The organism is Cupriavidus sp. FW305-46, from assembly GCF_058787075.1.
Genome location: NZ_JBYSZI010000110.1, coordinates 1 through 11,957, shown reverse-complemented (window position 1 = coordinate 11,957; position 11,957 = coordinate 1). Strand labels below are relative to the sequence as shown.

At 68.4% G+C, this 11,957-nt stretch carries 8 protein-coding genes; 3 read left to right on the top strand and 5 right to left on the bottom strand.

The window, feature by feature from the left end:
* Nucleotides 1–20 precede the first annotated feature (20 nt).
* Both AC3WON_RS30300 and AC3WON_RS30295 read left to right on the top strand, forming a co-directional pair.
* Entirely contained in the window at nt 21–1,715 is a 1,695-nt protein-coding gene (locus AC3WON_RS30300; RefSeq protein ID WP_492353391.1) for an ABC transporter permease, read from the top strand.
* Nucleotides 1,716–1,722: 7 nt separating this feature from the next.
* The gene (locus AC3WON_RS30295; protein WP_492321456.1) at nt 1,723–3,054 is read left to right on the top strand and encodes an ABC transporter ATP-binding protein; all 1,332 of its coding nucleotides are present in this window, start codon (nt 1,723–1,725) and stop codon (nt 3,052–3,054) included.
* A 10-nt stretch (nt 3,055–3,064) separates the two neighbouring features.
* Here AC3WON_RS30295 and AC3WON_RS30290 read toward each other — a convergent pair whose 3' ends face one another.
* The 5 genes from AC3WON_RS30290 to AC3WON_RS30270 all read right to left on the bottom strand — a co-directional run bounded on the left by AC3WON_RS30290 (nt 3,065) and on the right by AC3WON_RS30270 (nt 10,622).
* Nucleotides 3,065–5,458 (bottom strand): FUSC family protein, encoded by a 2,394-nt coding sequence (locus AC3WON_RS30290; protein ID WP_492353390.1) that lies wholly within the window; start codon nt 5,456–5,458, stop codon nt 3,065–3,067.
* 50 nt (nt 5,459–5,508) lie between these two features.
* Nucleotides 5,509–7,323 carry a M61 family metallopeptidase gene (locus tag AC3WON_RS30285; protein WP_492353389.1) on the bottom strand — a complete coding sequence of 605 codons (1,815 nt, stop codon included), beginning with the start codon at nt 7,321–7,323 and terminating at the stop codon, nt 5,509–5,511.
* 76 nt (nt 7,324–7,399) lie between these two features.
* Complete coding sequence (gene acuI / locus AC3WON_RS30280; RefSeq protein WP_492321459.1) at nt 7,400–8,404, bottom strand: acrylyl-CoA reductase (NADPH); 1,005 nt, start codon at nt 8,402–8,404, stop codon at nt 7,400–7,402.
* Between the two features lie 112 nt (nt 8,405–8,516).
* Entirely contained in the window at nt 8,517–9,275 is a 759-nt protein-coding gene (locus AC3WON_RS30275; RefSeq protein ID WP_011616111.1) for a DsbC family protein, read from the bottom strand.
* A gap of 51 nt (nt 9,276–9,326) precedes the next feature.
* Nucleotides 9,327–10,622 carry a UbiH/UbiF family hydroxylase gene (locus tag AC3WON_RS30270; RefSeq protein WP_492353388.1) on the bottom strand — a complete coding sequence of 432 codons (1,296 nt, stop codon included), beginning with the start codon at nt 10,620–10,622 and terminating at the stop codon, nt 9,327–9,329.
* A 112-nt stretch (nt 10,623–10,734) separates the two neighbouring features.
* On the opposite strand from AC3WON_RS30270, the gene ychF reads away from it, so the two are divergent.
* Nucleotides 10,735–11,826, top strand: a complete 1,092-nt coding sequence (gene ychF, locus AC3WON_RS30265; protein ID WP_492321461.1) for a redox-regulated ATPase YchF — start codon at nt 10,735–10,737, stop codon at nt 11,824–11,826.
* The last annotated feature ends 131 nt before the right edge of the window (nt 11,827–11,957 follow it).

Genomic DNA, 11,957 nt, shown 5'->3' with positions numbered 1-11,957 from the left:
CCCCTGGCTTTGACAGCCAGCTGCTGCGCGCCCCGCCCAACCGCTTCGACCTGGCCCTGCTGCCGATCATCCTGGCCGTGATCGTGATGATCGCGTTCGCCGCGCAGCAGATGAACGCCCCGTTCCAGCCCGACCAGCAGCTGGCGGTGCACCTGGACGTGGCCTACCTGCCCTACTACCTGATGCGCACCAGCATCCGCATGCTGGCGGCGCTGGCGGCGTCGCTGCTGTTCTCGCTGGCGTTTGCCGCGCTGGCGTCAAAGAGCCGCACAGCGGAGAAGGTGCTGGTGCCGGCGCTGGACATCCTGCAGTCGATACCCGTGCTGGGCTTCCTGTCGATCACCGTGACCGGCTTTATCGCCCTCTTTCCCGGCAATATCGCAGGGGTGGAGTGCGCGGCCATCTTCGCCATCTTCACCTCGCAGGCGTGGAACATGGCGTTCAGCCTGTACCAGTCGTTCCGCACCATCCCGGGCGATTTGCTGGAAGCGGCGGCCATGTTCCGGCTGTCGCCGTGGCAGCGCTTCTGGCGCCTGGAAGTGCCGTTCGCCATGCCGGGGCTGCTGTGGAACATGATGATGTCGATGTCCGGCGGCTGGTTCTTCGTGGTGGCGTCCGAGGCGATCTCGGTATCGGGCCACGACATCCGCCTGCCTGGGATCGGCTCCTATATCGCGCTGGCGATCCAGCAGCAGGACCTGGCCGCGATCGGCTGGGCCATCCTGGCGATGCTGGCGGGCATCCTGCTGTACGACCAGCTGCTGTTCCGCCCGCTGGTGGCATGGGCCGACCGCTTCCGCTTCGAGACCCTGGCGCAGGACAAGCTGCCGCAGTCGTGGCTGCTGGACCTGCTGCGCCGCTCGGCGTGGGTGGGTGCAGTGCTGGCACAGACGGCGGCGCTGGCCGGGCGCACGCTGGCGTGGGGCGCGCGCCGCGGGCAGGCCCCGGCGCAGCCGGACAATCCGCGGCGCGCGCTGTGGTTCTGCCGCGTGCGCGACGCCGTGATCGTGCTGGTGGCATTGGCCGCGTTGCTGCGCGTGGGCTACTTCGTGCACAGCGAGGTGGGCTGGGCCGAAGTCGGCCATGTGCTGTGGCTCGGCACGATCACGATGGTGCGCGTGGTGGTGCTGATCGCGCTGGCGGCGCTGGTGTGGGTGCCGATCGGCATCCGCATCGGCCTGAACCCGGAACTGGCGCGCATTGCCCAGCCGATTGCGCAGTTCCTGGCCGCCTTCCCGGCCAACCTGATGTTCCCGCTGGCGGTGATGCTGATCGTGCGCTTCGGGCTGAACCCGGAGATCTGGCTGAGCCCGCTGCTGATCTTCGGCACGCAGTGGTACATCCTGTTCAACGTGGTCGCGGGGGCGTCGGGCATTCCCACCGAACTGAAGCTCGCCGCGCGCAATCTCGGCCTGCGTGGCTGGCTGCTGTGGAAGCGCTTCCTGATCCCCGCGGTGTTCCCGAGCCTGCTGACCGGGCTGGTGACGGCCGCCGGCGGCTCGTGGAACGCCAGCATCGTGTCCGAGTACGTGACCTGGGGCGACCGCACCATCGTTGCCACCGGGCTCGGCAGCTATATCGCCGAGACCACCGCGCGCGGCGACTTCCCGCGCATTGCGCTGGGCATAGTCGTGATGGCGCTGTTCGTGGTCGGCTTCAACCGGCTGCTGTGGAACCGCCTGTATCAACTCGCGCAAGAGCGCACTCGCTTGTAAGGCAACGATGGCAGAGAACATTGCATCCACCGCCGCCCCCGCCGTGATCGAGCTGCGCGGCGTCGGCAAGATCTTCCGCACTGCCAGCCAGAGCGACCGCGCCGTGCTCGAAGGCGTGGACCTGACGCTGCGCGAGGGCGAGATCGTCGCCATGCTGGGCAAGTCCGGCTCGGGCAAGTCCACGCTGTTGCGCATCATGGCCGGGCTGGTCGGCGCCGACCGCGGCGAGGTGCACTTTCGCGGCGAACGGCTGGCCGGCACCGCCGAGGGCATCGCCATGGTGTTCCAGTCGTTCGCGCTGTTCCCGTGGCTGACGGTGCAGCAGAACGTCGAGCTGGGGCTCGAAGCCCAGGGCGTGCCCAGGGCCGAGCGCGAGCGCCGCGCCGAGGCCGCGATCGACATGATCGGGCTGGCCGGCTTCAACAGCGCGCTGCCGCGCGAGCTGTCGGGCGGCATGCGCCAGCGCGTGGGCATTGCGCGCGCGCTGGTGACCGAGCCGGACCTGCTGCTGATGGACGAAGCCTTCTCGGCCCTGGACGTGCTGACCGGCGAGACCCTGCGCGACGAGATGCTGGCGCTGTGGGAAAGCGGCCGTGCCAATATCAGGAGCATCCTGATCGTCTCGCACAATATCGAAGAGGCGGTGATGATGGCCGACCGCATCGTGATCCTGTCGAGCGACCCGGGCCGAATCCGCGCCGAAGTGCCGGTTGCGCTGCCGCGCCCGCGCAACCGCGACAGCGCGCAGGTGCGCGCGCTGGTCGACGAGATCTACGCGCTGATGACCGCCCCCGCGGCGGAAGCGCGCCTGCCCGCGCAAGCGCCCGCGCGCCAGATCGCCTACCGGCTGCCGGACGCCGACATCAGCCAGATGGAAGCCATCCTCGACCTGCTGTGCGAGGCACCCTTCAACTGCCGCGCCGACCTGCCCCACCTGGCCGACGAAGCCGGCCTCACCGACGACGAACTGCTGCCTGCGTGCGAAGCGCTGCAGCTGGTGCAACTGGTGTCGATCGAGCGCGGCGACATCGCCGCCACCGAGGCCGGCCGCGCCTGGTACGCCGCCGGGCCGCAGCAACGCAAGGCGATGTTCGGCCAGCAGTTGCTGGGCAACGTCGCACTGGCCGCGCATATCCGCCGCGAACTGGTGGCGAGCGAGGCCGGCGAGATCCGCGAGGAACAGGTGCTGCACGAACTGGAGCAGTTCCTGAAGCCCGCCGAGGCCGAGCGCGTGCTCAGCGTGGCGATCGGCTGGGGGCGCTACGGCGAGATCTACGAGTACCGCTACAACAGCGGCATGCTGACACTGCCCGAGGAAGAGCTGCCCGAGGCGCCGTAAGCCACCAGGCTCAGACGCGCGCCCGTATGGCGCGCCCGATAGCCCCCGTGCGCAGCGCGATCTTGGCCGCATCCTCGCGCAACGCGCGCAGGCGGCGGTCCAGCACCGCATTGGCCGGACGGCCGGTGGAGCTGGCGGTGGGACCAGCCTCATGGCTGGATTCGCCGGCGGCGGCCGCGTGCACCAGCACGTCGGTGCGGCGCTTGTCGGCGGAATCGGCCAGGCGGGCGCGGCGTTCGGCAACGGCATCCTCGGCGGCCTCGGCGACTTCGGCGCTGACGGTGGCCGCCACTGGTTCGGCACCGGCGACAGCTTCAGCGGGGGTTTCCGCCTTGTCCGCGGCGGCAGGCGCTGCCTCCTTGCGTTCCACCGGCGTCTTCCCGCTGCGGACAAAGCCCGCGCCACGGCCGCCGCCCCGCTCATCGGCATGCAGCCGCTCGCTGGCCACCTGCAGGCTGTGGCTGGCGGCCTCGGTGGCCTGCTCGATCGCGGCTTCCGCGGCCGGGATATCGAGTTCGTCATAGTGCTGGCGCACCTGGATGCGCGCCGCCGCCACGTGCGCGGCCACCAGGTAGTTCTGCACGATAAAGCGGTTCAGGTTGTCCACCGCGCGGTGCCGGCTCTTGGGCTCGTCCAGCATGCGCTGGAACGACGAGATCAGCGCCGACAGGTTGTCCATGAACTGCTTGCGCTGCACGCGGTAGGCAAAGTCATCCTTGGTCCGGCGCAGCAGCAGGTCGCGCGTGGCGCCGATATAGCGGCGGTTGGCCTGCAGCACGCCCTCCACCAGCTTGGGGATGGCGCGGTATTCCCAGCTCGGCAGCACAAAGCTGAACAGCGAGGCGATGATGCCGCCGATCACGGTATCCACCAGCCGCTCGCCCGCCACCGTGGGACTCCCCGGCATCAGCAGGTGAATCTGGATCAGCACCTGGATGCAGGCGGCAATCGCGGTGTAGCGGTACTTGATGGTCACGAACGCTGCGCTGGCCACCAGCGACAGGAACAGCACGCCCAGCAGGATCAGCGGCTGGTGCACCACCTTCAGGATCGCGACCGAGACCACGCAGCCAATCAGCGTGCCGATCAGGCGGTCGTTGTAGCGCTGCTTGGTCATGCTGAAGTTGGGCTTCAGGATGACGATGATGGTCAGCAGGATCCAGTAGCTGTGCGACACATAGGGCAGGTGCTCGGCAATCCACAGCCCCAGCGACACCGCCATCGAGATCCGCAGCGAGAAGCGGAACGCCGGCGAACTCCACTTCAGGTTGTCGCGCAGCACGCTGAACTCATACTTCTGGCGCGTCAGGAAAGGCGTCATGTCCGAGCCTGGCAGCACCCTGGCCGGCTCCACCGGCGTGCGCGACGCTTCGTGCAGCTGGCCGACCAGCGTGATCGCGCCGCGCATCATGTCGAGCGTATCAACCAGCGCCGTCATCGCCGCCGGGTTGATATGGTGGTGGCGAAATTGCTCGATCTCGGCCTCGACCGCGCGCAGGCCCTGGCGGTATTCCACCGTGGCGTACGAGGCGCGGCCGCGCGTGACCTCGTAGGCGATCTCTTCCACGTCCTTGCACATCTGCAGCACCAGCCCGCGCAGGTGGTCCAGCACCGGCGTGCCGGCAAAAGTCTGGCGCAGCAGCGGATAGTCGGTGTTGGTCGACAGGATGTACTCGTACAGGTCGAGCATGCGCAGGTGCACCTGCACCAGCAGCCCGTCGTGCGGGGTGCGGTTGCCGCGCAGCACCAGGTCGCGCGCGGCCTGCTGGCGCTCGGCCACCACGATCTGCTGGCGCACCAGCTGGTTGAACTGGGCCTCGTAGTCGTTGCCGGCATCGTAGAAGCCGGCCTTGATCTCGAGATAGCCGGCCAGCTCATACAATGATTCGGCCAGCACCTGCTGCTTGGTGCGGCGCTCGGTGATCCAGCTCACCAGCATCGCATAGCCGAGATAAGCGACCGCGCCGATGCTGAACAGCGCCGCGTGCTCCAGCGCGCGCCGCACCAGGAAGTCTTCGTTGATGGTCAGCGTCATCACGAACAGCGCCGCGAACTGCAGCGGCAGCGTCTTGTTGCCGTACACCGTCATCATGCCGGCCAGGAACGTCACCAGCACCAGCAGGAACGGCATCACGCGCGGGAACGGCGTGGCCAGCGCCACCACCAGCGTGACCACGCTGCACAGCAAAACGCTGGCCATCATCTCGTTGAACTTGTGGTTCAGCGGGCTGGGCAGGTCCATCAGGCTGGTGCACAGCGCCCCCATCGACACTACCATCGCGGTGGGCAGGTCGCTGAAGTGCAGCGCGATCAGCGTGGCGCCGATCACCCCGGTGGCCGAGCGCAGCCCCCGGTAGATGTAGTGCGAATACAGGAAGGTGCGGGGATCGTGCGCGTATTGCATGCAGCGGGGGCGATGGCGTGCGGTGGCGGGTGTGGCAGCGGAAAACTAGTTCATTGGCCTAGCCAGCGCGAGCGCGCCGCGTGCCGTCCGCTCTCGAGCTTCACCTTGAACTGCGCAGCCGGCTCGCGTGCCAGCGTCACCGGCAGCACCTGCAGCTCGTCGCGGCGGAAGGCGTGCAGCTCGATGCGGTCGCCGCTACGGTAGCGCGCCAGCAGCTTGTCGATCTGGCCCGGCGCCACGCGCAGGCCGTCGATCGCCACCAGCAGGTCGCCGGCGGACAGGCCTGCGGCCTGCGCGGCGCCGCCGTCGAACACCTGCGCCACGCGCACCCAGCCCTCATCGCTCTTGACCTTGATACCCAGCGCCGCGGTGCGCGCCGGCTTCTGCGCCTCGGCCTTGACGCCGAACACCTTGAACAGCGCCGGCAGCGGCAGCTCGCCGGTGCCTTCGGTCAGCGAGCGCAGCAGCGGCCCCATGCGCAGGCCGGTGACTTCATCGAACAGCGCATGGACCTCGGCCTCGGTCACGCCGCGCTGCACCGCGCCCGGCGCGTAGAAGCCGCGGCCGTAGCGGCGCCACAGCGCGCGCATGACATCGTCCAGCGAGCGTCGCCCGCGGGTCTTGTCGCGAATGGTCAGGTCCAGCGCCAGCGCCACCAGCGAACCCTTGGTGTAGTAGCTGACGATGGCGTTGGGGGCATTCTCGTCCTGGCGGTAGTACTTGGTCCAGGCATCGAAGGAGCTTTCCGCCACGCTCTGCTTGGTGCGGCCGCTGCCGCGCAGCACGCCGTTCCAGGTCTTGGCCAGCATCTCGATGTACTGCTCGTCGGTGATGCAGCCGGAGCGCACCAGCACCAGGTCGTCGTAATAGCTGGTGAAACCCTCGAACAGCCACAGCAGCGGCGTGTAGGTTTCCTCGGCCAGCCGGTACGGCACGAACGCGGCCGGCTTGATGCGCTTGACGTTCCAGGTGTGGAAATACTCGTGGCTGCACAGCCCGAGGAAGGTGCGGTAGCCCTCGCTGGTATCGCTGTCGCCGCGCACCGGCAGGTCATTGCGCGCGCATATCAGCGCGGTGCTGGCGCGGTGTTCCAGGCCGCCGTAGCCGTCGCTGGTGACCATCGTCATGAAGACGTAGCGGCGGTTGCTGTCCAGGAACGGCGCCTGCGCGGTCTTGGGCTCGAACAGCCGGATCTGCTGTTCGCAGATGCGCTTCAGGTCGCGGCACACGCGCTCGAGGTCGAGTTGCGGCACGCGCCCGGTGAAGACCACGTCGTGCTGCGCGCCGCAGGCGCGGAAGCTGGCCAGCTGGAAGGTGCCCATCTCAACCGGATGGTCGACCAGCTCATCGTAGTCGGCCACCTGGTAGCGGCCGAAGCCGTAGCGCTTGGCGCCTGCGCGGCCCGGCGCTTCGCGCATGGCGGTGGCGACGCGCCAGCCGCGATAGGCCTCGCCCACGGGCGCATGGATATCGACGGTGCATGGCCGCTCGGCCTGCCCGTCCACGCCCAGGAACACCGAGCTGCCGTTGAAGAAGCCGTGGGTGCTGTCCAGGTGCGCCGCGCGCACCGACAGGTCCCAGGCATAGACCTCGTAGCTGAGCGTCAGCGGGCCGTCGGCCAGGCTGACTGGCGCGGCCTGCCAGCGCTGCTTGTCGAGCTTGGTCAGCCTGACCTCGCGCCCGCCCGCATCGGCGCGGATGCGCACGATATTGCGCGCGAAGTCCCGGATCATGTAGCTGCCAGGGATCCAGGCCGGCAGCGAGAAACACTGGCCGGCGGGATCGGGCTCGCTCACGGTGACGGTGACGGCAAACAGGTGCGCTTCAGGCTGAAGCGGGGCGATGGCGTAGCGGATCGGCGTCATGGGCAGGATTGTAACGTCGGCGCTAGGACACGGATGCAGCGCCTACGCGGTGGTGCATCAGGGCGACGGTGCGCGATCAGCCGCGATTCACATCCACCACCACGCGCCCGCGCATGCCGCCTTCCATGATCTTGCGGCCCGCCTCGATCGCATCGCCCAGGCCGATCTCGCGCGTCAGCGCATTGAGCCGGTCCGGCTCCAGGTCGCCGGCCAGGCGCTGCCAGGCCTGCTCGCGCAGCGGCATCGCCGCCATCACGCTGTCGATGCCGTGCAAGGTGATGCCGCGCAGGATGAACGGCGCCACCGACCCCGGGAAGTCCAGGCCCTGCGCCAGCCCGCACGCCGTCACCACGCCGCCGTAGCGCACCTGGGCGCAGGCATTGACCAGCGTGTGCGAGCCGACCGAGTCGACCACCGCGGCCCAGCGCTCCTTTTGCAGCGGCTTGCCGGGTACGCCCAGCTCAGCACGGTCGATCACATCATCGGCGCCCAGCGCCTTCAGGAAATCCGCCTCCCGGGTCTTGCCGGTCGAGGCCACCACCTTGTAGCCGAGCTTGCTCAGCAGCGAGATCGCCACCGTCCCCACTCCGCCCGAGGCGCCGGTCACCAGCACCTCGCCATCGCCGGGGCGCACCGGGCCGTTGACGCCGCCGCGCTCCAGCGCCAGCACCGACAGCATCGCGGTATAGCCCGCGGTGCCGATCGCCATGGCCTGGCGCGTGGTGAAGGCGTCGGGCAGGCGCACCAGCCAGTCGCCCTTCAGGCGCGCGCGCTGCGCCAGGCAGCCCCAATGCGTCTCGCCCACGCCGTAGCCGTTGAGCACTACCTTGTCGCCAGCCTTCCAGCGCGGGTGCGCGGATTCCAGCACCGTGCCGGCGCCGTCGATGCCCGCCACCATCGGCCACTTGCGCACCACCGGCGAGCGGCCCGTGATCGCCAGTCCGTCCTTGAAGTTGATGGTGGAGTAGTCGACGGCAACCAGCACGTCGCCGTCGGCGGGCAGTTGCGCGTCGTCGAGCGTGGCGATACTGGCCTGGGTGGCGCCGTCGGCCTGGGTCAGCAGCAATGCCTGGAAGGTCATGGTGTCTCCTTTGTCGCCTGTCGGCGATCGCATGGGATAAGGGGATAGGCAGAAAGCAGAACGGCCGGACAAGTCCGGCCGTCGATCGGGCCGGTACAGGTCCGGCGCGCGCTTATTTCTTGATGCTGGCGAGCTTGCGTTCCAGCGTGGCGACGTCTGCCGCGCCGGGGATGCGGGTGCCGTCGGTGAAGAACACCGCCGGAGTGCCGGTCACGTTCATGCTGTGGCCCAATGCCAGGTTCTCTTCCAGCGGGGTCTTGCAGCTGCCGTTGCCGGTCAGCGCCACCTGCTTGAGCATCCAGTCGCGCCAGGCCTTGGTGCGGTCGGACGCGCACCAGACCTGCTTGGCCTTGGTTTCGGAATCCGGCGACAGCACCGGGTACAGGAAGGTGTACACGGTGATGTTGTCCATTTGCTGGAAGGTTTGCTCGATGCGCTTGCAATAGCCGCAGTTGGGGTCGGAGAACACCGCCACCTGGCGGCTGCCATCGCCCTTGGTCCACTTGATCGCGCGCGCCAGCGGCAGGTCCGACCACTTGATGCGGTTGATCTCGGCCAGCCGCTCCTCGGTCAGGTTGGTGCCGGTGCGGGTGTCGATCATCTCGCCGTTCAGGATGTAGCGGCCCGAGGCGTCGGTGTAGACCACCTGCCCGCCGATATTGGCCTCGAACAGGCCCGGCACCGGGGTCTTGCTCACGCTCTTCACCTCAGCACGGCCGCCCACCATCTTCTGCAGCGACTCCTTGATGCGGTCGGTGCCGGGCTCGCCCGCGGCCATGGCATGCAGCGCGAAGCCCGCCGCGGCCAGCCCGCCGGCGATGGCGGTGATCGCGGCGCTCATGGCGGGGCGGCGGCGCAGGAATGGGAACATGTGGACTCCAGAGTATTCGGTAAAGGGATCGGAACGTTGGTGCGGCCGCGGTCAGCCAAGCGCGCGCGCGATCAGGAAGCGCTTGAGCAAGGACTGGCCGCCGACCGCGCGCATGCCGGTGTTGCGCACCACGCGCGCGACGCCGCCCGGCAACGAGAACAACCGGTGCAGCCCGTCGGTGGCCGCGGTCAGCGCAAGCAAATCGGTGGCGCGGGCGCGCTCGTAGCGGCGCAGCAAGCGCAGGTCGCCCTCGCTGCGGAAAGGTTCTTTGTCGGCCATCACGCGGCCAAGTTCCGCGACATCGCGCAGGCCCAGGTTCATGCCCTGGCCGGCCAGCGGATGCAACACGTGGGCGGCGTCGCCCACCAGCGCCACGTGCGGCTGCACGAACTGGTCGGCACGCTGCAGCACCAGCGGGAAGCCCTGCGCCGGGGTCACGCAGCGCAGCGCGCCGAACTGCGCGCCGACCGCGCCACTGGCGCCCTGCATCACCGTGGCGGCGAGCGCCTCGGGCGACAGCGCCAGCAGCTCGCGCGCGTGGGCGTCTTCGGCGGCCCAGACCATCGACACATGGTTGTCCGGCAGCGGCAGTATCGCCAGCACTTCTCCGTTGGCGGGTTCCTCGTCGGCCATCAGCTTTTCGGGCGCGCCCAGGAACCACTGCCACGCGGTTTCCTGGTGCGGGCGCTCGCAGGCGAAATTGGCGACCACGCCCAGCTGGCGGTACTTGCGCGTGCTGACGCCGATGTGGCATTGCTGGCGCAGCCAGGAGCGCGCGCCGTCGGCACCGACCACGCAGGCCGTGCGCAGCTTCTCGCCATTGCCCAGGGTCAGCGTGACGCCGTCAGGATCGCGCTCGAACGCGCTCGCCGTGGCGTCGTGCCAGGTCACCTGGTGCTGGAAGCCCAGCGCCGTGTCGAGCGCGCGCTCGACGTGGCTGGATTCGATGATCCACGCCAGCTGCGGTACCGCGGCCGCGTAGGCCGAGAAATGCAGGTCCCCGTCCAGGCTGGGCGAGGTCTCGGCCGCGCTGACATCGCCGAACACGCGCATGTCGCGCACCGGCTGGATCCGCGCCTGTTCCAGCGCCTCCCACACCCGCATGCGCTCCAGCAGCGCCTGCGAGCTGGCCGAGAAGGCGTAGATGCGGCTGTCCCAGTCATCCGGCCCCGCCGCCGTGCGGCCGCTGGCGCGGGGCGGCCTGGGCGCGACCAGCGCCACGTCCATGCCCTGCTGGGCCAGCAGCAGCGCGCAGGACTTGCCGACGATGCCGCCGCCGACGACAGCAACCTGGAAAGCGGAGGAGTTGCGCGCAGACGGGCGCGCGGACGCGTGGGATCGGGTCATGGCTGGATTATAGCCACGTCACTCCTGGCCCCGCCCCACGCCGGCTCAAGCCAGCCGATGGCGAGGCCCCCATCCGCTAGAATACGGGTTTTGCAATTTCCCGCCTTCTACCATGAGCCTCCAATGCGGCATCGTCGGCCTGCCCAACGTCGGCAAGTCCACGCTGTTCAATGCCCTGACCAAGGCCGGCATCGCCGCCGAAAACTACCCGTTCTGCACCATCGAACCCAATGTGGGCGTGGTCGAAGTGCCGGATCCGAGGCTCGCCAAGCTGGCGGAGATCGTCAAGCCGGAGCGCGTGCTGCCGGCCACGGTCGAGTTCGTCGATATCGCCGGCCTGGTGGCGGGCGCCTCCAAGGGTGAAGGCCTGGGCAACCAGTTCCTGGCCAATATCCGCGAATGCGACGCCATCACCCACGTGGTGCGCTGCTTCGAGGACGATAACGTGATCCACGTGGCCGGCAAGGTGGACCCGCTGTCGGACATCGAAGTGATCAACACCGAACTCGCGCTGGCCGACCTGGCCACCGTCGAGAAGGCCCTGGCCCGCTACATCAAGCCGGCCCGCGCCGGCGACAAGGAAGCCCTGCGCCTGGTCGCCGTGCTGGAAAAGGCGCAAGCCGTGCTGGACCAGGCCAAGGCCGTGCGCACCCTGGACCTGGCGCCCGAAGAGTGGGAAGCCATCCGGCCGTTCTGCCTGATCACCGCCAAGCCGACCATGTACGTCGCCAACGTGCGTGAAGACGGCTTCGAGAACAACCCGCACCTGGACGCCGTGCGCGAGCACGCCAAGCTGACCAATTCCCCCGTGGTGTCCGTCTGCGCCGCCATCGAAGCCGAGATCGCCGACCTGGACGACGCCGACAAGGCCGAATTCCTGGCCGACCTGGGCATGGAAGAACCCGGCCTGGACCGTGTGATCCGTGCCGGCTTCAAGCTGCTCGGCCTGCAGACCTACTTCACCGCCGGCGTCAAGGAAGTGCGCGCCTGGACCATCCACGTCGGCGACACCGCCCCCAAGGCAGCCGGCGTGATCCACACCGACTTCGAACGCGGCTTTATCCGCGCGCAGACCATCGCCTATGAAGACTTCATCAGCTTCAAGGGTGAGACCGGCGCGAAGGAAGCCGGCAAGATGCGGGCGGAAGGCAAGGAGTATGTGGTGAAGGATGGGGATGTGATGAACTTCCTGTTCAACGTCTAGACCGCCAGACGTCATGAAAAAGCCACCGCATGCGGTGCCGCATGCGGTGGCTTTTTTCTTTGGGCCGGGAGATTATCACTTTCGCCTCACAACCTCTCCATCCCCTTCCCCCGCAACCCCAGCAGCAGCGC